Here is a 22,524-nt window from a genome sequence, read left to right as displayed (position 1 = left end):
CGCTGCTTTATCAACATCACTAAGGAATCAGGATGAATCAACTGCAACGTCTTTATCAATGGATCACCTCTTCTCCTCCTCTTTTTCAGTTGCTCCCCCCTTTTGCTACATTGGAAGACTTATCGATTAAACCTCTGGATGAATCTGAAGAGTACCAAGGGAACCCGAGACTGGGTTTTTTGTATCAGCATTTATGTACCGCTGCACTTGCTAATTCAGAACAATATGAAATTATTGCAGAAGAAATTCAACTCAACGATAGCGACGGAAAAACCATTGGTGCGATAGATCTCATACTCAAAAATAGAACATTGGACCAACTAGAACATTGGGAAGTAGCGATTAAGTTTTATCTTTTACATGAAGGTGTTTGGTATGGCCCTAACGCGCACGATCAATTGCATACAAAACTGGATAGAATGCTCTCCCACCAATTGAAAATGAGCGAAAGGCCTGAATTTAGACAAATGCTTCCTCTGGATCAGTCTCCAAAGGAACGCTTGTTGATGCAAGGGCGACTTTACATCAATCCATTTTCTAATGAAGTACCACCGAAAGAGTGCTTAGGCTTTGCTCTCAATCCAAGCCAAATCAGTGGATATTGGTGTTATCAAAGCCAATGGAGTTTGATCAATAAACCGCTTTACCACTTAAGCAAACCCAACTGGGCTATTGGTACGGATGATTTTTCTCAGCCGATTGAAAAACCAATGGAGCGATTTGAGCATGCACAAACAGCAGATGGCGAGTTCTGGTTCATCGTGCCAGATAATTGGCCACAAAATCCAAACGCTCATAAATAGAGAGTTAACGACGAGTTGTAAAAAAGGCGACCATCTGGTCGCCTTTTTGTCAGAGTAGGTTTAATTACAAACCTGCAGCTGCAAATACTTGATTTACAATCTCTTGTGCTTCAGCTTCAATTTGTTTTAGGTGTTCTTCACCCTTGAAGCTTTCACAATAGATTTTGTAGATGTCTTCCGTACCCGATGGACGAGCAGCAAACCAACCATTTTCAGTCGTCACTTTCAATCCGCCAATCGCCGCACCGTTACCAGGAGCGTGTGTTAGACGCGCCGTAATCGGATCACCTGCCAGTGTTTCTGCTGCAACCATTTCTGGCGACAGTTTCTTCAACACGTCTTTTTGAGGTCCATTCGCTACCGCTTGAATACGATTGTACTTAGACTCACCATGTTTAGCGGCAAGCTCTTCGTAGTACTCTTGTGGGTTTTTACCCGTTACCGCAGTAATCTCTGCCGCTAACAAACATAGTAAGATGCCGTCTTTGTCTGTTGACCATGGTGTTCCATCTTTACGTAGGAAAGAGGCACCTGCGCTCTCTTCACCACCAAAACCAAACTTGCCAGTGTAAAGGCCATCGACAAACCACTTGAAGCCGACAGGCACTTCACACAGTTCACGACCCAAATCGGCTACTACTCGGTCAATAAGTGCACTTGAAACCAGCGTCTTACCAACAGCAACATCTTTACCCCACGCCTCACGATGACGGTATAGGTAGTCGATACAAACCGCTAAGAAATGGTTCGGGTTCATCAAACCTTTCGGCGTCACGATACCATGACGGTCATAGTCTGGGTCGTTACCAAACGCAAGATCGTATTCATCTTTCAGAGCTAGCAGACCAGCCATTGCGTATGGAGAAGAACAGTCCATACGAACCACGCCGTCCTTATCAAGCGACATGAACTGGAATGATGGGTCAATCGCTTCGCTGACCAAGGTCAGATCTAAGTTGTATGCTTGGCCGATTTGACGCCAGTAATCAATGCCGCTGCCACCAAGTGGATCCACACCAATTTTCAACTTCGATTTCTGGATCGCTTCCATATCGATAACATTTACTAAGTCATCGATGTAAGGCTTCACCAAATCCATCTCTACGAATAGCTCAGATGCTTTCGCTTCTGCTAGCGCTAGACGCTTCACATCTTTTAGGCCACCAGCAATGATCTCGTTCGCACGATCTTCAATCGCTTGAGTCAATTCTGCTTCTGCTGGACCGCCATGTGTTGGATTGTACTTAATACCGCCATCTTGTGGTGGATTATGAGACGGTGTGATAACGATGCCATCCGCTTTCTCATCATGCTTTAGATTGTAAGTTAAGATAGCGTGAGAAATGCCAGGTGTTGGAGTGTAGCCATTATCCTGCTGTACGATGACTTTTACACCATTCGCAATCAAAACTTCGATTACGCTTGAAAACGCAGGTTCTGACAACGCGTGGGTATCTTTGCCCACAAACAACGGCCCTGTAGTCCCCTTCTTGGCACGTACTTCTGCAACTGCTTGTGCGATAGCAAGAATGTGGTTTTCATTAAAAGTTTGCTTGTCTGCTGTGCCACGGTGACCAGAAGTACCGAATTGAACCTTATGTTCCGCATTATTAGCATCAGGCTGAAGTAAGAAGTAGTTAGCAACTAACGCTGGAATATTATGGAGATCTTCCTGCTGCGCTTTTTGCCCAGCACGAGGGTGCATAGCCATGTTTGACATCCTTTCTTTTAAAAATAATAAAATTACAAAAAAGCCTCATAATATCCGCTAACTGCGACGCATTATGAGGCTTCTATCAGGTTTCTTAGATTGAACCTGTTACTTTTTCTATCAAGTCAGGTTGGAACTCCATGTGCGTCATCACTTGTTCAACCATTTGTCTCTTACGACTGGTATTGTTGTTTGTGATAACCCAAAACGGCGTACCTGGAATGGCTTTAGGCTTGGTGGTGTTACCATTGGCCAGTAAGGTTTCTTCATTGTCTGCAAAGTAAACGCGTTTGCGTCCCTTTACGTTTGTCGCTTGTGCGAAGCCTTCTGGATTTAACTTATGTAAGGTCGATAGTACTAACATAAAGCGATCAATCGCTTTTTTTAGACCGGCAAACTCATCAGAAATTAGCAGCGAACGCATCTCTTTCACTACATCAATAGATTCTGCTTTGCCCGCATCTTTACTTACTACAATCCCTTGTGGCTTCTCTACTGCTGGTGCCGATTCTGCTACCTGCAACTGACCATCAAGGTTTAAAAGGCGTCGCAAAATATCCGAGGCGCTTTCACCGATATGCTTAGTTTGGCTAGCAATGTAACGGTATAGATCCTCATCAACCTCAATTGTTTTCATTCGCTTTTCACATTCTCAATGTTTAAACTCTGGGGGATTATAACGAGATCCTTTCGGATACTCCACGTTAAACCCATCACGAATAAGATAAAATGTCAGCATTACTCAACTATAAGCTGGAAGGCCAAGGCCAAACAGTTGTTTTGATTCACGGATTGTTTGGTAGTTTAAGTAATCTGGGCCTATTGGCTCGTGATCTTGTTGAAGATCACTCAGTGATCAGTATCGACCTACGCAATCACGGTCTCTCTTTCCACTCTGATACTCATAACTACACTGACATGGCACAAGATGTCGCGACGCTTCTTCAGCACTTAAACGTAGAGCCATCGATAATCGTCGGCCATTCAATGGGTGGTAAAGTCGCGATGAAACTCGCTGATATAGCACCAAATCTTGTGAAACAGTTGGTCGTATTGGACATGGCACCAGTAGCTTACCAGACCAATCGTCACGACAACGTATTTGATGGTTTGCTGGCCGTTATCAAAGAAAAACCTGCGAACCGTCAACAAACGTTAGAAATCTTAGCTCAACACATTGAGATGGATGGCGTTAGACAATTTCTCTCAAAATCTCTGTTTAAAAATGAAGACCATATGGCTTGGCGATTTAACGTCGACAGTTTATTAAGTAACTATGCAGAGATCATTGGCTGGCAAGATATTGCTCCTACCGAGATCCCGACACTCTTCATTAAAGGCGGAGATTCGGACTACTTAATGCCAGAGCACCAACCGTCAGTACAACGACAATTCAAACAAGCTAAAGCACACATTATTGCCAACACAGGCCATTGGTTACACGCAGAAAAACCTGCTGAAGTGATGCGAGTGATCCGGAAATACATTTCGAGTTAACAAATTCGAAAAGCAACAATAGATTATTGAAATAACCCTCCTTGTAGTGCATTAACAATGCTGTGTAACAGTGGTATAGTGCGCCCAAGATTTTTCGGCATGAAGGACTAAAATGCTTTACGACTATATGGATATGCTCGAGTCTATTGGGCTCGATCTTCTTTTTGCTGCTATCTTCTTTTTCATCGGGATGGCAATAAAAGATGTGCTAAAGCAAGGCAATGTACCTGTTTTTGGTCGTCGTATTGTATGGTTAGTCCTTTTCCTAGGCTGTGCTGGCTTTATTGCAAAAGGCATTATTCAGCTCACTTGGGAAGGCTCGGGGTTAGGTTAAACCCTCAGTACCATTGCCCATAACAAACAATGTAAAGGTATAGACTCTATGGCAAGTGTAGGTATCTTCTTCGGTAGCGACACAGGTAATACTGAAGCCGTTGCAAAGATGATTCAAAAGCAACTAGGCAAACATCTAGTTCACGTTCAAGACATCGCGAAAAGCAGCAAAGAAGACATTGATAACTTTGATCTTCTTCTTCTAGGTATCCCTACTTGGTACTACGGCGAAGCACAATGTGATTGGGATGATTTCTTCCCTGAACTTGAGCAGATCGATTTCTCTACTAAGCTAGTGGCTATCTTCGGCTGTGGCGACCAAGAAGACTACGCAGAATACTTCTGCGATGCGATGGGTACAGTGCGTGACATCGTTGAGTCTAAAGGCGGCACAATTCTTGGTCATACTTCAACTGAAGGCTACGAGTTTGAAGCTTCAAAAGCACTTGTTGAAGGCGACGACAGCCAATTCGTAGGTCTATGTATTGATGAAGACCGTCAACCTGAGTTGACTGACCAACGCGTCGAAAACTGGGTTAAGCAAATTTACGAAGAAATGTGCCTAGCTGAGCTAGAAGGCTAAGTAAGTATTAAAAAAGACCTCCGATTAGAGGTCTTTTTTATAGCATTAAATTAAGGCGCTTCCGTTACCGCCTCTTCTTCTCGATATTGAGGCTTCTTTCTCACATATAACTTGCGCTGAACTTCAGATACCACATTCCCTTGTTTGTCTTTTACATGCGTAATGAATTCAGGAAAGCACTTTTCGCCGTTTCGAGTCATCTGATAGATCTCGTCTAGCATGCCATCCGTGATCTTAAACTCAGCAAACAAATCGCTTTGTCCTGGCTTGATAAAGTTGATGCTCGCCTCTTTATCCCACACGTAATACTCTTCACGTAGAATACCCATCAACATGAGAGAGTAAATGGGATCGGTTAAGGAAAAAATACTGCCTCCATACTGTGTACGATTGGCATTTTTGTTCCACCAGCGAAGTTTCAAACGAACTTTAACCATTCGGAAGTCTTCAGAAATATGTAAGATTTTAATTCCGGCCCCCCAAAATGGTGGCCATACATTCAACGCAAATTTCACAATCCCTGGTTTATAAATCTTCGCGAGTCGCTTATTCATTGCAGTCCGTGCCCTCTCTAAGCTCATGTTACAAAATTGTAACTGGTCAGATCTGTAATATAATCGACCCATTTCCAATTTACAAAAAGATTCTATTAACCCTTTGAAGTTCGTGGTTTAATGTTTTTAGCGCTTCGCCTATAATGGTAGGAATATTGAATTCTGTTAAATCGCTGCAGATGATCCAACGGGAAAGTATATGTCAGATAATAATCAGGCGCTGAAGGATGCGGGTCTAAAAGTTACCCTTCCAAGGCTAAAAATTCTAGAAGTACTTCAGCAGCCAGACTGCCAGCACATCAGTGCTGAAGATTTGTACAAAAAGCTGATTGATCTAGGTGAAGAGATAGGTCTAGCAACTGTTTATCGCGTTCTAAACCAATTCGACGATGCAGGTATTGTTACTCGTCACCACTTTGAAGGTGGCAAGTCAGTCTTCGAATTGTCAACTCAACATCACCACGACCACCTAGTATGTCTAGACTGTGGTGAAGTAATTGAGTTTTCTGACGACATCATTGAAGAGCGCCAACGCGAAATCGCAGCTAAGTACAATGTGACGCTAACAAACCACAGCTTATACCTATACGGTAAATGCAGTGACGGTGGTTGCAAAGAAAACCCAGATGCGCACAAACCTGCAAAATAATTTGCTTGTAGATTAAAAATAAACGCCAGTTAAAGCTGGCGTTTTTTGTATCTGTACTTTTTGTTTTGCTTAATCCAAAAACAAAAATGCCAGCAATTGCTGGCATTTTTCTATAGGTAACGATTGAGATTATTGGTTCTCAATTTTCGCCCATGTATCACGTAGGCCAACCGTGCGGTTGAACACTAGGTTATTTGCAGTTGAATCTTTAGAATCCGCACAGAAGTAACCCATACGCTCGAACTGGTAGCCTTGCTCTGCTTCTGCAGATGCCAGGCTTGGCTCAACGAAACCGTTGATCACAACGAGTGAATCAGGGTTAATGGTTGAAGCGAAGTCTTCTGCTGCTGCAGGATTTGGAACAGTGAACAAACGATCGTATAGGCGAATTTCTGCTGGTAGCGCTTTATCCGCAGATACCCAGTGAATTACGCCTTTAACTTTACGACCATCTGCTGGGTTTTTGCCTAGCGTTTCAGGATCGTAAGTACAGTAAATCGTTGTGATGTTGCCTTCCGCGTCTTTTTCAACACGCTCAGCTTTGATCACGTAAGCACCACGTAAACGAACTTCTTTACCAAGAACTAGACGCTTGTACTTTTTATTCGCTTCTTCACGGAAGTCTTCTCGCTCGATCCAAACTTCACGAGTAAACGGTACTTCACGCTCACCCATTTCAGGTTTATTTGGATGGTTAGCCAGCGTTAGATTTTCTACAGCGCCCTCTTCAAAGTTCTCAATAACAACTTTAACAGGGTCCAACACAGCCATCGCACGAGGTGCATTTTCGTTTAGGTCGTCACGAATACAAGATTCAAGCGAGCTAAACTCGATCATGTTTTCTTGCTTCGTCACGCCGATACGCTTACAGAATTCGCGGATTGACGCAGGTGTGAAACCACGACGACGTAAACCAGATACTGTTGGCATACGAGGATCATCCCAACCGTTAACCAATTTTTCGGTTACTAGTTGGTTTAGCTTACGCTTAGACATCACTGTGTATTCTAGGTTTAGACGGCTGAACTCGTATTGATGAGGACGACAATCAATTGTGATGTTGTCTAATACCCAGTCGTACAAACGACGGTTGTCCATGAACTCTAGCGTACAGATAGAGTGCGTAATGCCTTCTAGCGCATCAGAGATACAGTGTGTGAAGTCGTACATTGGGTAAATGCACCACTTATCACCCGTTTGATGATGAGTAGCAAAACGTACACGGTATAGCACTGGATCACGCATAACCATGAATGACGAACCCATATCGATCTTCGCACGAAGACACGCTTTACCTTCTTCAAATTCACCTGCGCGCATTTTTTCAAATAGCGCTAAGTTTTCTTCAACAGAACGGTCGCGGTATGGGCTTGGCTTACCTGGCTCTTTTAGCGTGCCACGGTACTCACGAATCTGCTCTGGACTTAGCTCATCTACGTACGCTAAGCCTTTGTTAATCAATTCAATTGCATATTCGTAAAGCTTGTCGAAGTAGTTTGATGAGTAACATACTTCACCATCCCACTCGAAGCCTAACCAGTTTACATCTTTCTTGATAGACTCAACGTATTCGATGTCTTCTTTTTCAGGGTTTGTATCGTCGAAACGTAAGTTACATTGACCCTGGTAGTCCTGAGCAATACCGAAGTTCAAACAGATAGACTTAGCATGACCGATGTGCAGGTAGCCATTTGGCTCCGGCGGGAATCGAGTATGCACGCTAGTGTGTTTGCCATCCGCTAGATCCTTATCAATGATCTGGCGAATAAAGTTTGATGGACGAGCATCAGCTTCACTCATCTATAGCACCTCAAAAATATAAGTATTGTCAGAGAAAACGGAACTCTGTATCCGATATGGTTTTACAGAGTGCATTGTTTCTAATGATCCACAATTCTAAGCCATTAGACAACAAGAACTCGCGCTAAAACGGCAATATTTATCGAGTTCGCGTGAATGCACAGCAGATTCAAAGCACTAAAACAAAAAAAGACCTCCCGAAGGAGGTCTCTAATCAAATATCAGTTCGATGTAATTATGGTAGTTTTACATTCGATAGGTCTTCGTTTGCGCCGATTGCTTTCATTTCGCCAGCAACGATTTCTGCTAGAGGACCAAGGATAACTTGAAGGTTGTTTTCACCTAGTTTAACAACACCTTTCGCACCTAGTTTCTTCAACACTTCTTCATCAGCTACTGAACGATCTTTCAGAGTTAGACGTAGACGAGTGATACATGCGTCAATTGAAGTTAGGTTGTCATGACCACCTAGCGCTTTTAGGTATTGACGAGCTAGGTCACCACTTTTTGCTTCACCTGCTGGTGCTGCTGCTTGGCTATCATCATCTTCACGGCCTGGCGATTTTAGGTTAAACGCGCGGATTGCGAAGCTGAATGTAAAGAAGTAAAGAGCACCGAAGCCAAGACCAACTGCACCTAGTAGTAGAGGTTTAGTTGCTAGACCGTAGTTCAACAAGTAGTCAATTAGACCAGCAGAGAATGTGAAGCCGTGTAGCGTACCAAGCATGTTAGCAACAACTAGCGATAGACCAGTGAACACTGCGTGAATCGCGTATAGAGCAGGAGCTAGGAATACGAACATGAACTCTAGAGGCTCTGTGATACCAGTTAGGAATGAACAGAATGCAACAGAGAACAATGCACCCCCAACTTGGCTACGTTTCTCAACAGGAGCCGCTAGGTACATAGCAAGTGCTGCACCTGGTAGGCCGAACATCATTACTGGGAAGAAACCGTTCATGAATACACCAGCGCTCTTATCGCCGCCGAAGAAACGGTGTAGGTCACCAGATTTAACTGTTTCAGTTACTTCTTTAACAGTTGCTGTAATTTCTGGAGTTACTGAGTTAGCGAATTCAAATGTGTGAGTTTGACCAGCAACAAGAGTCTTAGCTAGAGCTGGGTCAACACAAAGTTGTTGTAGTGCAGGAAGAGCTTGACCAGCAGCTGTTGCGCCAGAAACTAGCACTTCTTGACAAGAACCCATACCAAACCAGAAGAAAGAGTTCAGTACGTGGTGTAGACCTACAGGAATTAGAGCACGGTTAAGCGTACCGTATACAAACTGACCGATTGCGCCAGAAGTAGAGATACCGTGAGCAAGTGCATCTAGACCACCTTGGATTGTTGGCCATACAATACCTGAAACAGCACCAGCAACTAGGGCGAACAAACCAGCCATAATTGGCACTAGGCGCTTACCAGAGAAGAATGCTAGCCACTCAGGAAGACGTGTAGCATGGAAAGCGTTGTAAGAATGGCCAGCAATGATACCTGCGATGATACCACCGAAGAATGACATGTTAACTGACGCATCGATTGTTGACGCTGTCGCAGTAAGTACGAAGTACGCAACCGCACCAGCAAGACCTGCAGCACCTTGACCGTCTTTTGATAAGCCGATCGCGATACCTAGACCAAATAACAATGGAAGGTTAGAGAAGATTGAGTTACCGGCTTGTGCCATAAACGCGATGTCAAATACATCAGGTTGGCCCAAGCGCAGTAACAAGCCTGCGATTGGCAAAGTCGCGATAGGAAGCATAAGAGCTTTACCTAACTTCTGCGCGTATCCGAGAATATTCACCTTAAGTTCCCCCTATAGGATTCGATGTTATGTTGAATGACTTATTTCAGTCGTTCAATTTAGTCATCGTCAGTTTATGACATTAATTTTGCTCCGCAAATTAAAAGCTCATTGTTTGTGATCATAATCACCACAATTTGCCCTTTCGAAAGGTTTTTGCTAGCGAGATCATAAAACTTATTTTATTATACGAAAAAATGGCGTTTTAAAGATAATATTCTCGCACTTTATGCAAGGCAGAATCAGTGTTATTTTGATATCTCGGCGGGTAATTCTTAGTAACTTTGCTCTGAAAAAGAATCATAAAAAACAATTCATTTATTATTTTTCAGTTAGTTACTCTGACAATGACATCGATAAAACGCAACTTGCTGTATGTGACTCGTTATCTAATTCAGTGATACAAACTAAGTACCCACATGACTCATTCAGTCGCCGATTAGATAACGATACAGAAATTGAATTCTCATCTATAAGGACTAGCTGACTATGTACGCGCTAAGTAACTGTAAAATCTATACCGGTAGTGATGTTCTTACCGATCATGCGGTCATCGTTGAAAACGATCTAATTCAATCCATTGTGCCCGTTGCTGAACTACCGAAAGGCATTGAAGTAAAAGATCTGAATGGAGCTAACTTAAGTCCTGGTTTTATCGACCTGCAACTGAACGGTTGTGGCGGCGTCATGTTGAACGATGCTATCACAGCAGAAACGATGCAAATCATGCACGAAGCAAACCTAAAGTCGGGTTGTACCAGCTTCCTTCCTACGCTTATTACGTCTTCTGATGAAGATATGCGCGCGGCAATCTCCGCAGCTCGCGAATATCACAAAAAATACCAAAACCAATCGCTTGGCTTACATCTTGAAGGCCCATACCTTAACGTCGCGAAAAAAGGTATTCATAGCGTTAACTTCATCCGTCCATCCGATGACGGCATGATTGACCTTATTTGCTCAAATGCAGACATTATTGCCAAAGTAACTCTTGCGCCAGAGCAGAACGACCCTGAACATATCGCACGCCTAAAAGCTGCGGGCATTGTGGTATCAATCGGTCACACAAACGCGACCTATGCTGAAGCACGCAAAGGTTTTGAGGCCGGTATTACTTTTGCAACTCACCTATTCAATGCGATGACTCCTATGGTTGGTCGTGAGCCAGGAGTGGTTGGTGCTATTTACGATACACCAGAGATCTACGCAGGCATCATTGCTGACGGCTTCCACGTAGACTACGCAAACATTCGAATTGCTCATAAAATCAAAGGTGAAAAGCTTGTTTTGGTGACCGATGCCACAGCTCCGGCAGGTGCTAACATTGATCACTTTATTTTTGTCGGTAAGAAAGTATATTACCGAGATGGTAAGTGTGTTGATGAAAACGGCACACTAGGCGGCTCAGCTCTGACTATGATTGAAGCAGTTCAGAACACAGTTGAGCACGCAGGTATCGCTTTAGAAGAAGCTCTACGAATGGCTACACTGTACCCAGCGACAGCAATTGGCGTTGAGGACCGTCTCGGCCGAATTCGAAAAGGCATGGTTGCAAACCTGACTATTTTCGATCGTGACTTCAACGTTAAAGCGACGGTTGTTAACGGACAATACGAGCAAAATTAAGCATGAATGGCGGACAGATTGGTAATGTAGATTTAGTAAAACAGCTTAACAGCGCTGCGGTATACAGGCTGATTGATCAGCAAGGTCCTATCTCCCGAATTCAAGTCGCGGATGTTAGCCAGCTCGCTCCAGCGAGTGTTACCAAAATCACCCGTCAACTATTGGAACGCGGCCTCATTAAAGAGGTCGCCCAACAAGCTTCAACAGGTGGTCGTAGAGCAATCTCATTGACCACTGAAGTGAAGCCTTTTCACTCTATCGCCGTTCGTTTGGGTCGAGACTACGTTCAATTCTGTCTCTATGACTTAGGCGGCACTGCACTGGCAGAAGATCAACACGAACTTCACTACACCAACCAAGCCGATTTGATTGCAGGTCTTATTGATTTATTAAAAGACTTCGTAAGTCGTTGCCAAGATAAAATTGACCAGTTGATTGCTATCGGTATTACGTTACCAGGCCTAGTTAACCCTACGACAGGCGTCGTTGAGTACATGCCAAATACGGATATTGATAACCTTGCGCTTGGTGAAATTATCCGAGAGAAGTTCAATACGGCTTGTTTTGTCGGTAACGACGTCCGTGGTATGGCACTTGCGGAGCATTATTTTGGTGCTAGCCAAGATTGCCAAGACTCTATCTTAGTCAGTGTACACCGCGGTACTGGCGCAGGCATCATTGTTAACGGCCAAGTGTTTCTAGGTTTTAACCGTAACGTAGGTGAAATTGGCCACATTCAAATTGACCCTCTTGGTGAGCAATGCCAATGCGGCAACTTTGGCTGTCTTGAAACGGTAGCTGCTAACCCAGCGATCATCCAACGCGTTAAACAGCTCATAGCACAAGGCTATGAGTCTAGCTTAACGCAATTGGAGCACATTACGATTGAAGATGTATGCACTCATGCTATGAACGGTGATGAGCTCGCGAAACAGAGCTTAGTACGTGTTGGTAACCAGTTGGGTAAAGCCATCGCTATCACCATCAACTTGTTTAACCCACAAAAAATCGTGATTGCAGGTGACATCACCGCTGCACAAGACATTGTTTTCCCTGCAATTCAAAGAAATGTAGAAAACCAGTCACTGAAAACCTTCCATAACGATCTTCCAATTGTGGCTTCTCACATTGATAAGCAGCCAACAATGGGCGCTTTCGCCATGATAAAACGAGCGATGTTAAATGGCGTTTTGTTACAAAAGTTACTAGAAGACTAAGTTTATACAACTAATTGAGTTACAATCTCGGTTTTTCGTATATCAGGAATCTAGCTCAACAGTATGGAAATTATTCTAATTACAACGGCTTTTTTAGCAGGCTTCATCGCGCTCAAATGCAGCCTTCCCCCTCTAGTTGGTTTTCTACTAGCAGGTTTTTGCTTACATGCCTTTAGCTATCAAAGTAATGACGTTATTGTCACTCTGGCTGATCTCGGCGTTACTCTTTTGCTTTTTACTATTGGCTTAAAGCTCGATGTAAAAACATTGCTTTCCAAAGAAATTTGGGGCGGCGCAACAGCGCACAATATTCTTTCAACCGTTTTTTTTGCCCTTGCGTTGTCAGGGCTGAAACTGCTTGGATTAACGTCCCTTGCAAGTATGGAAAGCGGGCAGATATTGCTCCTAGCCTTTGCACTTTCCTTCTCTAGCACTGTTTTCGCGGTAAAAACACTGCAGGAAAAAGGTGAACTCAACGCGACATACGCCACACTGGCCATCGGTATTTTGGTTATGCAAGATATCTTCGCCGTCGTGTTTCTGACTGTTTCGACAGGCAAAGTGCCAGAATGGTACGCCATAGGTCTATTTGCTCTTCCTCTTCTGCGCCCGCTGTTTTACAAGTTATTGGATAAAGTAGGCCACGGCGAGATGTTAGTGCTGTTCGGCATTTTCTTCGCGCTTGTTGTGGGTGCCGGACTGTTTGAGTTAGTTGGAATGAAACCAGACCTTGGCGCCTTGATTCTTGGCATGATGCTCGCTGGTCACCGTAAAGCGTCAGAGTTGTCTAAATCGCTATTTAATATGAAAGAGCTCTTTCTCGTCTGCTTCTTCTTAAATATCGGCTTATCCGCATCTTTGAGTCTAACAGGTATCGCACTAGCACTATTATTCATTGTCCTTCTGCCTATTAAAGGATTGCTATACTTCCTGACCATCAACCACTTTAAGTTTCGCGTGCGTACTTCCCTACTCGCTTCTTTATCACTGTTTAACTACAGCGAGTTCGGGCTCATTGTCGGTGGCCTGGCGTACAAAATGGGGTGGATGCCGAGTGACATGCTCGCAGCCATTGCTGTAGCGGTTTCACTATCCTTTATTATCTCAGCACCTCTAAATCGCTTGGGCCATAAAATTTATCAACATTCCGGTAAATGGTTACAAGAAACGGCTGCAGAGAAACTCAACCAACGTGACCAGTTGATCAACCCGGGACATGCTCAAGTACTTATTCTAGGCATGGGGCGAATTGGCACCGGTGCATATGACGAGCTACGCGCACGTTACGGCAAGATTTCTCTGGGGATTGAGATCCGTGAAGAAGCAGCACAACAACACCGTTCAGAAGGACGTAATGTCATTTCAGGGGATGCTACCGACCCAGATTTTTGGGAACGAATCCTAGATACTGGTCACGTAAAGTTAGTTTTATTGGCAATGCCACACCATCAAGGTAATCAAACGGCACTAGAACAACTTCAGCGTAGAAACTACAAAGGGCAAATTGCCGCTATTGCAGAATATCCAGACCAACTAGAAGGTTTGTTGGAAAGTGGTGTGGACGCTGCCTTTAATATATACAGCGAAGCAGGTAGTGGTTTTGCGCGACACGTGTGCAAACAACTAGAACCTCAGTTCACTTCAATAAAATAACCCTAAAAATACGCAACAACGCTACTACCAATTAAAAGCCTTTCTATCAATAGAGAGGCTTTTTTGTTTAATTTTCATACCAAACCTTAATTCCATTCATCAAAACAACAAATAAGTTAAATATTATTTAACCAACAAGGCTTTTTATCATTTTTTTAATCACAAAACGTTGCTTTTTTTACTCAGAATGGCAAATTGAATCCATACCGATTAGAAATTGTTTAGTTTAGAAAGGATGTTGTATGTGTTCAGTATTTGGGATTTTAGACATTAAAAGTGATGCAGCGGCACTGCGTCCTATCGCGTTAGAAATGTCGAAAAAGCTTCGTCACCGTGGCCCTGACTGGTCTGGTATCTACTCTTCAGAAAGAGCAATCCTAGCTCACGAGCGCTTGGCTATCGTTGGTCTAAATAGCGGTGCTCAACCACTATACAGCCCTGATAAAAAACTAATCCTTGCCGTTAACGGTGAGATCTACAACCACAAAGAGATTCGCGCTCGCTACGAAGGCAAGTACGAATTCCAAACAGACTCTGACTGTGAAGTTATTTTAGCGCTGTATCAAGACATGGGAGCAGATCTTCTTGAAGAACTAAACGGTATTTTTGCTTTCGTACTGTACGATGAAGAAAAAGATGAGTACCTAGTAGGTCGTGACCATATCGGTATCATTCCACTTTACCAAGGTTACGATGAACACGGTAACTACTACGTCGCTTCCGAAATGAAAGCACTCGTACCCGTTTGTAAAACAGTCAGCGAATTCCCTCCAGGTTCGCACTACAGCTCAAAAGATGCAGAACCTCAGCGTTACTACATCCGTGACTGGAACGAATATGCTGCTGTTCAAGGTAACAGCACGAGTAAAGAAGAACTAACAGAAGCACTGGAAGCAGCGGTGAAACGTCAACTAATGACTGACGTACCATACGGCGTACTACTATCTGGTGGTCTGGATTCATCCATCACATCTGCGGTAGCAAAACGCTATGCTGCGATGCGTATCGAAGACGATGAAAAATCAGAAGCATGGTGGCCTCAACTTCACTCTTTTGCGGTTGGTCTTGAAGGCGCTCCAGACTTAAAAGCAGCACGTGAAGTGGCAGAAAAAATTGGCACCGTTCACCACGAAATGACATACACCATTCAAGAAGGTTTGGATGCTATTCGTGACGTGATTTACCACATCGAGACTTATGACGTAACAACGATTCGTGCCTCAACACCGATGTTCCTCATGGGCCGTAAAATCAAGGCAATGGGCATCAAAATGGTGCTTTCTGGTGAAGGCGCTGATGAAATCTTCGGTGGCTACTTGTACTTCCACAAAGCGCCAAACGCAAAAGAGTTCCACGAAGAAACGGTTCGTAAACTGCTGGCTCTAAACATGTTTGACTGTGCCCGTGCGAACAAATCGTTGGCGGCATGGGGCGTTGAAGGCCGTGTACCATTCTTGGATAAAGAGTTCATTGACGTCGCAATGCGCCTAAACCCTGCAGACAAAATGTGTGGCAACGGTAAGATGGAAAAACACATTCTTCGCGAATGTTTTGAGCATTACTTACCAGACTCAATCGCTTGGCGTCAAAAAGAGCAGTTTTCTGATGGCGTAGGTTACAGCTGGATTGACACTTTGAAGGCCGTAGCAGAAGAGAAAGTGACCGATCAACAGATGGAAACGGCTCAGTACCGCTTCCCATACAACACACCAACAACTAAAGAAGGTTACGTATACCGCGAAATTTTTGAGGAGTTGTTCCCATTACCATCAGCTGCAGAATGTGTACCAGGTGGTCCTTCTGTAGCGTGTTCATCAGCGAAAGCGATTGAGTGGGATGAGTCATTCAAGAACTGTGTTGACCCTTCAGGCCGTGCAGTGCAAACCGTTCACAACGACGCTTACTAAGTAGAATTGGGCTGGAGCAGCAATCCAGCCCAATTATTTAACTTGTTGACGTTAAGATCAAAAAGAGGTGCGTGCGCACCTCTTTTTTGTGTTGGTGTTATTAGCGACTACTTTAAGTCTAAATCGGTGTTATCAATGCTAACTGGTACTCGCTTCGAGATCATTTGCACCAACATGATTGAACGCTTCTCTCCGTCTTGTTCTTGGAAAATGGCATCAATACCTGCAAATTGTCCGCTCTTAACACGAACCTGATCACCTGGTTTAGGCATGCATTCGGATATGTTTTTTTCTGTGCAGCATTTCTCTAGCTGCTTCAACTCAAACACAAGATCGCCTTGAACTTCTTTTGGTTGGGCACCAAATCGAACAAAGTCGACAACACCGCGCGTCGACCGAACCGACGTAAAGTTCGAGCCTTGTTCATAATCAAAACGTGCAAATACATAACAAGGAAACAACGGTTCTTCGACCTTTTTTCGCTTACCGCGCAAGATTTTTTCGACTTCTACAGTTGGGTAGAAGCACTCAACACCTTGATTTTCAAGATGCTGCTTAGCCCTTATTTGTTCTCCACGCTTACAATAAAGTAAATACCAACGTTTCATTTTATTACTAGCCAATTATATTTTTGTTTCATCCTAGCATTAAGCTAAAGGTGAGTCATGAATATTCAAATTATCCATAAGAAGAACATTATACATTGTTCGCATAACTTACACTTTTTCAAAAGGTTAAGAAAATAAGTCCATAGGCAAAAATGAAAATTAAGTTTGTAACACACACCAACCACCAACAAAAGCTCCACAAAATCAAAAATAAACAGTGACTTAACAATGTTATTTAGTCGTAAGGCAAAATTTTATTGTTTGTAAGCAGTTAAATTGCAATGTATACGTAGGTGTCGTTAAAAAATGTAATAACTACTATTAGAAGAGCTTATGTCAAACCAACATCAATATTTCGGTCACCCTCGTGGCTTGTTCTTATTGTTCGGCACAGAACTCTGGGAACGATTTTCCTACTACGCAATGCGTGCCATTCTAGTACTCTACTTAACTGATACCACAATGAATGGTGGTTTGGGCTGGTCAACGAAAGACGCGCTCGACCTTTATGGCATTTACACCGGCCTTGTTTACATTACCCCATTGATTGGTGGTTACCTTGCCGATAACTACCTTGGCCAACGCCGCTCAATTTTGCTTGGTGGTGCATTAATGGCTATCGGCCAGTTCACACTGGCACTTCCGGCTGACGCACTAGGCTTCGGAGCACTTCACACTTTCTATTTAGGTCTTGCTCTGCTTATTTGTGGTAACGGTCTATTCAAGCCAAATATCTCTACCATGGTTGGCGACCTTTACAATGAAGGTGATAACCGTCGTGATGGCGCTTTCACTATCTTCTACATGGGTATCAACCTTGGTGCTCTGCTAGCCGGCGTGGTTTCTGGATCTGTAACGAACTCATTTGGTTGGAAAGCAGGTTTCGTAGCAGCGGGCGTGGGTATGATAATCAGCCTTGTCATGCAAATGTCGCTTTCACAGTCTTGGCTTGGTGATATTGGCCGTGAGCCAGCCGCGAAACGCGACCTAAACAATAAGAACGCCAAAACAAAACAGCCTCTTACCAAAGAAGAAGTAGATCGCATTAAAGTTATCTTGGTGATGAGCCTGTTTACTATCGTATTCTGGGCTGGTTTCGAGCAAGCTGGCGGTCTGATGAACATTTACACTCAGCAGTACACCGATCGTATGATTGGCGGTTTTGAAGTACCTGCAGCTTGGTTCCAGTCACTAAACCCATTCTTTATCATTACGCTTGCGCCTGTCCTTGCGGTTCTATGGGTGAAACTAGGTAAACGTGAACCAAACTCACCAGCGAAATTTGCTTTAGCTATGTTCTTCTTGGCACTAGGCTTCCTATGCATGGTTGGTGCAGTAATGGAACAAGGTGGTGATACTAACGTGAAAACATCCATGCTATGGCTAGTTGGCGCGTTCTTCTTCCATACTTTGGGCGAACTGTGTCTATCCCCTATTGGTCTGTCTCTTGTAACCAAACTGGCTCCGCTACGTCTTGCATCGTTGATGATGGGTGCATGGTTTGGTTGTAACGCTATTGCGAACTATGTCGCTGGTTACGTGGGTTCTCATGTGGGTGAACTGGGTGCAATGGCTATCTTTAGTGGCATCGCAGTAACCGCATTGATTAGTGGTGTGATTCTAATGTTATTCTCGAACACGCTTGTTCGTTGGATGCACGGTGCAGAAAACACTCACAGCACTGCAGAACAAATTGAAGAGCAACAAACACAAGTTGCTTAACATGGTTTCAAAGTTACTAAAAAGGGTCGCAATCGCGACCCTTTTCTGTATTCATTCAGTACAGAAAACCAAAGCTCTACAGCTTGCTGCGTACTAGTTCTGCCATCATATCAATATGCATGTCATCGTCGTTAAGGCATGGAATATAGTGGAACTGCTCACCACCCGCTTCCATAAAGATCTCTTTGTTCTCTCCAGCTATTTCTTCCAAAGTTTCTAAACAATCAGATGAAAATGCAGGAGTCATGATATCAATTTTCTTCACGCCTTTACTGGTGATGGTTTCCAATGTTTTATCAGTGTAAGGCTGTAGCCACTCTTCTCGGCCAAAACGAGACTGATAAGACATACCAATCTGATCCGATGATAAACCAAGCGCCTCACCAAGCAAGCGAGTGGTCGCTTCACAATGCTGAGGATAAATGTCGCCATTGTCTGCATAACGTTTAGGAATACCGTGATATGAACACAGCAAGTAATCCCCTTTGCCATACTCTTCCCAGTATTGTTGAACCGAGTGCGCAAGCGCTTCGATGTACATTGGATGATCGTGATAATCGCGAATAAAGCTGAATGCTGGCATCACTGGCAGTTGCTTAAACGCTTTTGTGATTCCATCAGACACGGCTGCGGTGGTTGTCCCAGAATATTGTGGGTACAACGGTAGCACAATAACCTCTTCCACACCTTGAGCGATAAGAGCTTCAAAACCAGATTGAAGGCTTGGGTTGCCATAAGTCATGCCGAGTTCCACAGGCATATCGAGATGCTGAGCAAGTTTCTTTGCCTGGCGTTTGGAATACACCATTAAAGGTGAGCCCTCTTCCATCCATACCGATTCATACAACTTAGCGACCTTTGGCGAGCGTATTGGAAGAATCACACCATGTAAAATTGGACACCAAAGCCATCGTGTCATATCGACTACACGATGATCATGAAGAAACTGACTTAAGAAGCGCTTAACCGCTGGAGCGGTAGGTTCATCAGGTGTTCCTAGGTTAACCAGTAACACACCTTGTTTATTTTTAGTTTGCATTGCGTCCCTTTGTTTTCCCAGCATATAAAATGTATAAAAAAAGCGACCTTACGGCCGCTTCACTATAACAAAATTATTAAAAATTTTGATAATAGGTATTACCTATTATGCTAATGCCTTCTCGATATCAGCACTTACTTCAGCAACTTGCTTAGTACCGTCAAATTTTAGGTACTTAGTTTTGCCTGCTGCAGCTTCTTTACCGTAGTAATCGATAAGTGGTGCAGTTTGCTCGTGGTAAACACCTAGACGTGCACGTACTGTTTCTTCTTTATCGTCATCGCGAACAACAAGATCTTCACCCGTTACGTCGTCTTTACCTTCCACTTTAGGTGGGTTGTAAACAACGTGGTAAGTACGACCTGAAGGAAGGTGAGCACGACGACCAGCCATACGCTCAACGATCACATCGTCAGCTACGTCGAATTCGATAACGTAATCTACTTCAACGCCCATTTCTTTTAGGCCATCAGCCTGAGGAATAGTGCGTGGGAAACCATCTAGTAGGAAACCTTTCTCACAATCGTCTTGAGCGATACGCTCTTTGATAAGACCAAGGATGATTTCATCAGAAACTAGCTGACCAGCGTCGATAACAGCTTTAGCTTGTTTGCCAAGTTCTGTACCTGCTTTGATAGCAGCACGAAGCATATCACCAGTAGAGATTTGTGGAATACCGTATTTATCCATGATGAAGTTTGCTTGTGTGCCTTTACCTGCACCTGGAGCACCTAGAAGAATGATGCGCATGATTTATCCTCTTTTATATTTAAGATTTATACCGAAGCTCACAATAGCTGTGCTTCGCAGGCATAAACCCTAGAAGCGCTCGCAACGATAAGTTTCGGTATAAGGTATATAGGCGGGCAAAAATACACGCCTTATTACTCACATTCAAGTCACAGATTCTATCACAGGTTCACAGAGCAAAGAGTGAATAAAGACTAAAGAATGTTAACAACACCCTCTTTCTGCAGCTATTGATTATTAACTCAACACCTGTAATGCAAAATTTTGCGACAACAAACAAAAAGCTCGCATTATGCGAGCTTTTCGATATTGATGACTTATTAAACCTTAGTCAAAAGCTTGTTGATAGCACCCACGAACTGCGTTGGATCTTCCATCGAGCCGCGCTCTGCTAACATGGCTTGACCAAGTAGCACTTCGACCCAACGGCCAAACGCTTCTTCATCCGCTTCATCCGCCATGCGCTTAACAAGTTCGTGCTCTGGGTTGATTTCAAAGATGTATTTCACTTCTGGCACAGCTTGACCTGCGGCAGCAAGCAGCTTCGCCATCTGAGTCCCCATCTCGTAATCATCCGTCACAACGACTGCGGGTGTAGATGCAAGTTTAAAGGTCGTACGCACGTCTTTCACGCGGTCACCCAAGTAAGACTTGGCACGCTCAACAACCGATTTGAACTCTTCTTCGGTTTCTTTTTGCTTTTCTTTATCGGCTTCGTCTTCAAACTTACTCAAGTCAAGGCCAGCTTTTGTAATCGATTGGAACTGCTTACCATCAAACTCAGTTAGGTAGTTCATCAACCACTCGTCAATGCGGTCGAACATCAGAATGACTTCAATGCCTTTCGCTTTAAACTGCTCTAAGTGAGGGCTATTCTTCGCCGCCGCGTAGCTATCTGCAGTTAAGTAGTAGATCTTATCTTGACCTTCTTTCATGCGCTCAACGTAGGATGCGAGACCAACGGTTTGTTCCGCAGAATCAACTTCTGTTGAAGCAAAACGCAACAGACCTGCAATTTTCTCTTTGTTCGCAAAGTCTTCCGCTGGGCCTTCTTTCAACACTAGGCCAAACTCTTTCCAGAATGATTGGTATTTTTCTTCATCATTCTTCGCCATGCGCTCAAGCATAGTCAGTACACGTTTCGTGCATGCATTGCGTAGCGACTGAGTCACTTTGTTGTCTTGTAGAATTTCACGCGATACGTTTAGCGGCAGGTCGTTTGAATCAATCAAACCACGTACGAAACGTAGATAAGACGGCATAAACTGTTCAGCATCATCCATAATGAACACACGTTGCACGTACAGTTTCAGACCTGACTTATGATCACGATTCATCATATCCCATGGCGCTTTCGATGGGATGTAAAGTAGGCTAGTGTAGTCGTTTTTACCTTCTACGCGGTTGTGGCTCCACACCAACGGATCAGCGAAATCATGTGAAACGTGTTTGTAGAATTCTTGGTATTCTTCATCTGAGATATCTGCTTTATTACGCGTCCACAACGCTTGAGCTTTGTTGATTTGCTCCCACTTCTTCTCATCTGTCTCTTTACCGTCTTCATCACGCACTACAGTTTGGATAGAAACAGGAATGCCGATGTGATCCGAGTACTTGCTGATGACATCGCGCAAGCGCCATTCATTTAAAAACTCTTTACCTTCGTCACGCATGTGAAGAATGATGTCGGTACCACGAGATTCTTTAGTGATGTTTTCAATGGTGTACTCACCTTCACCAGCAGAATGCCATTGCACTGCTTCGTCTGCTGGCAAACCTGCTGCACGAGTGCGCACGGTCACCGCATCAGCAACGATAAATGCAGAGTAGAAACCAACACCAAATTGACCGATCAATTGCGAGTCTTTGCTTTGCTCTTCTGAAAGCTTTGAGAAGAATTCCGCGGTGCCTGATTTTGCGATGGTGCCTAAATGTTCGATAACGTCATTGCGGCTCATACCGATACCGTTATCAGAAATCGTTAGGGTATTTGCACTTTCATCAAATGACAGCTTAACGCCAAGATCTGCGTTACCTTCATATAAATCTGGATTCGAAAGTGCCTGAAAACGCAATTTGTCTGATGCATCTGATGCGTTAGAAATCAGCTCGCGCAAAAAGATCTCTTTATTGGAATAAAGAGAATGGATCATTAAATGAAGTAGTTGTTTTACTTCTGATTGAAAACCACGAGTTTCTTTATTTTGAGATACGGTTTCGCTCATGTGTGCTCCATAACATCTAAACTAACAGGCTTTTTCAGGG

Annotated in this window: 19 protein-coding genes; 10 read left to right on the top strand and 9 right to left on the bottom strand. The window is 43.7% G+C overall.

What is annotated here, in order from left to right; all coding sequences use genetic code 11:
• Nucleotides 1-32: 32 nt before the first annotated feature.
• A complete protein-coding gene (locus OU793_RS08100) occupies nucleotides 33-803 on the top strand; it encodes a DUF1853 family protein (protein ID WP_025569831.1) in 771 nt (256 codons plus the stop codon).
• Between the two features lie 64 nt (nucleotides 804-867).
• Here the strand turns inward: OU793_RS08100 and pgm are convergent, their stop codons facing one another.
• Together pgm and seqA are read right to left on the bottom strand one after the other, a co-directional pair.
• Nucleotides 868-2,514, bottom strand: coding sequence for a phosphoglucomutase (alpha-D-glucose-1,6-bisphosphate-dependent) (gene pgm / locus OU793_RS08095; RefSeq protein ID WP_140103714.1), 1,647 nt, complete (start codon nucleotides 2,512-2,514; stop codon nucleotides 868-870).
• Nucleotides 2,515-2,608: 94 nt separating this feature from the next.
• Nucleotides 2,609-3,151, bottom strand: a complete 543-nt coding sequence (gene seqA / locus OU793_RS08090) for a replication initiation negative regulator SeqA (protein ID WP_005489857.1) — start codon at nucleotides 3,149-3,151, stop codon at nucleotides 2,609-2,611.
• Nucleotides 3,152-3,243: 92 nt separating this feature from the next.
• Between seqA and OU793_RS08085 the strand changes: the two genes are divergently transcribed.
• From OU793_RS08085 to fldA, 3 genes are all read left to right on the top strand, one after another.
• Nucleotides 3,244-4,011, top strand: coding sequence for an alpha/beta fold hydrolase (locus OU793_RS08085; protein WP_140103715.1), 768 nt, complete (start codon nucleotides 3,244-3,246; stop codon nucleotides 4,009-4,011).
• Nucleotides 4,012-4,123: 112 nt separating this feature from the next.
• Complete coding sequence (locus OU793_RS08080; RefSeq protein ID WP_005461613.1) at nucleotides 4,124-4,345, top strand: DUF2788 domain-containing protein; 222 nt, start codon at nucleotides 4,124-4,126, stop codon at nucleotides 4,343-4,345.
• A gap of 48 nt (nucleotides 4,346-4,393) precedes the next feature.
• Entirely contained in the window at nucleotides 4,394-4,927 is a 534-nt protein-coding gene (fldA, locus tag OU793_RS08075) for a flavodoxin FldA (RefSeq protein ID WP_005489824.1), read from the top strand.
• Nucleotides 4,928-4,977: 50 nt separating this feature from the next.
• Here fldA and OU793_RS08070 read toward each other — a convergent pair whose 3' ends face one another.
• Nucleotides 4,978-5,481: a DUF4442 domain-containing protein gene (locus OU793_RS08070; RefSeq protein WP_017448749.1), complete on the bottom strand. Its 504-nt coding sequence runs from the start codon at nucleotides 5,479-5,481 to the stop codon at nucleotides 4,978-4,980.
• Nucleotides 5,482-5,680: 199 nt separating this feature from the next.
• On the opposite strand from OU793_RS08070, the gene fcrX reads away from it, so the two are divergent.
• A complete protein-coding gene (gene fcrX / locus OU793_RS08065; RefSeq protein WP_005489847.1) occupies nucleotides 5,681-6,130 on the top strand; it encodes a ferric iron uptake transcriptional regulator FcrX in 450 nt (149 codons plus the stop codon).
• A gap of 129 nt (nucleotides 6,131-6,259) precedes the next feature.
• On the opposite strand, the gene glnS is transcribed toward fcrX, so the two are convergent.
• Nucleotides 6,260-7,930, bottom strand: a complete 1,671-nt coding sequence (glnS, locus tag OU793_RS08060) for a glutamine--tRNA ligase (protein WP_017448750.1) — start codon at nucleotides 7,928-7,930, stop codon at nucleotides 6,260-6,262.
• Between the two features lie 235 nt (nucleotides 7,931-8,165).
• Nucleotides 8,166-9,737, bottom strand: a complete 1,572-nt coding sequence (nagE, locus tag OU793_RS08055; RefSeq protein WP_005454584.1) for an N-acetylglucosamine-specific PTS transporter subunit IIBC — start codon at nucleotides 9,735-9,737, stop codon at nucleotides 8,166-8,168.
• 489 nt (nucleotides 9,738-10,226) lie between these two features.
• Between nagE and nagA the strand changes: the two genes are divergently transcribed.
• The 4 genes from nagA (at nucleotide 10,227) to asnB (ending at nucleotide 16,140) form a co-directional block, all read left to right on the top strand.
• Nucleotides 10,227-11,363 carry an N-acetylglucosamine-6-phosphate deacetylase gene (gene nagA / locus OU793_RS08050; protein WP_140103814.1) on the top strand — a complete coding sequence of 379 codons (1,137 nt, stop codon included), beginning with the start codon at nucleotides 10,227-10,229 and terminating at the stop codon, nucleotides 11,361-11,363.
• A gap of 2 nt (nucleotides 11,364-11,365) precedes the next feature.
• Complete coding sequence (locus tag OU793_RS08045) at nucleotides 11,366-12,580, top strand: ROK family protein (protein ID WP_005454586.1); 1,215 nt, start codon at nucleotides 11,366-11,368, stop codon at nucleotides 12,578-12,580.
• Nucleotides 12,581-12,643: 63 nt separating this feature from the next.
• Nucleotides 12,644-14,233, top strand: coding sequence for a cation:proton antiporter family protein (locus OU793_RS08040; RefSeq protein ID WP_274647754.1), 1,590 nt, complete (start codon nucleotides 12,644-12,646; stop codon nucleotides 14,231-14,233).
• Between the two features lie 242 nt (nucleotides 14,234-14,475).
• Nucleotides 14,476-16,140 carry an asparagine synthase B gene (asnB, locus tag OU793_RS08035; RefSeq protein WP_005454564.1) on the top strand — a complete coding sequence of 555 codons (1,665 nt, stop codon included), beginning with the start codon at nucleotides 14,476-14,478 and terminating at the stop codon, nucleotides 16,138-16,140.
• Nucleotides 16,141-16,247: 107 nt separating this feature from the next.
• Here asnB and rfaH read toward each other — a convergent pair whose 3' ends face one another.
• Nucleotides 16,248-16,748, bottom strand: coding sequence for a transcription/translation regulatory transformer protein RfaH (gene rfaH / locus OU793_RS08030; protein ID WP_274647753.1), 501 nt, complete (start codon nucleotides 16,746-16,748; stop codon nucleotides 16,248-16,250).
• A gap of 333 nt (nucleotides 16,749-17,081) precedes the next feature.
• On the opposite strand from rfaH, the gene OU793_RS08025 reads away from it, so the two are divergent.
• Nucleotides 17,082-18,470, top strand: coding sequence for a peptide MFS transporter (locus OU793_RS08025; RefSeq protein ID WP_005454549.1), 1,389 nt, complete (start codon nucleotides 17,082-17,084; stop codon nucleotides 18,468-18,470).
• 76 nt (nucleotides 18,471-18,546) lie between these two features.
• Here OU793_RS08025 and hemH read toward each other — a convergent pair whose 3' ends face one another.
• From hemH to htpG, 3 genes are all read right to left on the bottom strand, one after another.
• The gene (gene hemH, locus OU793_RS08020; RefSeq protein WP_025552213.1) at nucleotides 18,547-19,509 is read right to left on the bottom strand and encodes a ferrochelatase; all 963 of its coding nucleotides are present in this window, start codon (nucleotides 19,507-19,509) and stop codon (nucleotides 18,547-18,549) included.
• A 105-nt stretch (nucleotides 19,510-19,614) separates the two neighbouring features.
• Entirely contained in the window at nucleotides 19,615-20,259 is a 645-nt protein-coding gene (gene adk, locus OU793_RS08015) for an adenylate kinase (protein ID WP_005454556.1), read from the bottom strand.
• A 320-nt stretch (nucleotides 20,260-20,579) separates the two neighbouring features.
• Nucleotides 20,580-22,484, bottom strand: a complete 1,905-nt coding sequence (gene htpG / locus OU793_RS08010; RefSeq protein WP_140103811.1) for a molecular chaperone HtpG — start codon at nucleotides 22,482-22,484, stop codon at nucleotides 20,580-20,582.
• Nucleotides 22,485-22,524: the final 40 nt, after the last annotated feature.

This window comes from Vibrio sp. VP6 (genome assembly GCF_028823755.1).
Lineage (GTDB): Bacteria > Pseudomonadota > Gammaproteobacteria > Enterobacterales > Vibrionaceae > Vibrio > Vibrio parahaemolyticus.
The sequence above is the reverse complement of the archived record's forward strand: the minus strand, read 5'-3'. Positions and strand labels throughout refer to the sequence as shown.

What these genes read in the sequence shown, in the direction of transcription:
- seqA (WP_005489857.1), bottom strand. Translation starts at nt 3,151, where the DNA reads ATGAAAACAATTGAGGTTGATGAGGATCTATACCGTTACATTGCTAGC.
- pgm (WP_140103714.1), bottom strand. Translation starts at nt 2,514, where the DNA reads ATGGCTATGCACCCTCGTGCTGGGCAAAAAGCGCAGCAGGAAGATCTC.
- OU793_RS08040 (WP_274647754.1), top strand. Translation starts at nt 12,644, where the DNA reads ATGGAAATTATTCTAATTACAACGGCTTTTTTAGCAGGCTTCATCGCG.
- OU793_RS08025 (WP_005454549.1), top strand. Translation starts at nt 17,082, where the DNA reads ATGTCAAACCAACATCAATATTTCGGTCACCCTCGTGGCTTGTTCTTA.
- rfaH (WP_274647753.1), bottom strand. Translation starts at nt 16,748, where the DNA reads ATGAAACGTTGGTATTTACTTTATTGTAAGCGTGGAGAACAAATAAGG.
- OU793_RS08070 (WP_017448749.1), bottom strand. Translation starts at nt 5,481, where the DNA reads ATGAATAAGCGACTCGCGAAGATTTATAAACCAGGGATTGTGAAATTT.
- hemH (WP_025552213.1), bottom strand. Translation starts at nt 19,509, where the DNA reads ATGCAAACTAAAAATAAACAAGGTGTGTTACTGGTTAACCTAGGAACA.
- OU793_RS08085 (WP_140103715.1), top strand. Translation starts at nt 3,244, where the DNA reads ATGTCAGCATTACTCAACTATAAGCTGGAAGGCCAAGGCCAAACAGTT.
- OU793_RS08100 (WP_025569831.1), top strand. Translation starts at nt 33, where the DNA reads ATGAATCAACTGCAACGTCTTTATCAATGGATCACCTCTTCTCCTCCT.
- nagA (WP_140103814.1), top strand. Translation starts at nt 10,227, where the DNA reads ATGTACGCGCTAAGTAACTGTAAAATCTATACCGGTAGTGATGTTCTT.
- adk (WP_005454556.1), bottom strand. Translation starts at nt 20,259, where the DNA reads ATGCGCATCATTCTTCTAGGTGCTCCAGGTGCAGGTAAAGGCACACAA.
- htpG (WP_140103811.1), bottom strand. Translation starts at nt 22,484, where the DNA reads ATGAGCGAAACCGTATCTCAAAATAAAGAAACTCGTGGTTTTCAATCA.
- fcrX (WP_005489847.1), top strand. Translation starts at nt 5,681, where the DNA reads ATGTCAGATAATAATCAGGCGCTGAAGGATGCGGGTCTAAAAGTTACC.
- asnB (WP_005454564.1), top strand. Translation starts at nt 14,476, where the DNA reads ATGTGTTCAGTATTTGGGATTTTAGACATTAAAAGTGATGCAGCGGCA.
- OU793_RS08080 (WP_005461613.1), top strand. Translation starts at nt 4,124, where the DNA reads ATGCTTTACGACTATATGGATATGCTCGAGTCTATTGGGCTCGATCTT.
- fldA (WP_005489824.1), top strand. Translation starts at nt 4,394, where the DNA reads ATGGCAAGTGTAGGTATCTTCTTCGGTAGCGACACAGGTAATACTGAA.
- OU793_RS08045 (WP_005454586.1), top strand. Translation starts at nt 11,366, where the DNA reads ATGAATGGCGGACAGATTGGTAATGTAGATTTAGTAAAACAGCTTAAC.
- glnS (WP_017448750.1), bottom strand. Translation starts at nt 7,930, where the DNA reads ATGAGTGAAGCTGATGCTCGTCCATCAAACTTTATTCGCCAGATCATT.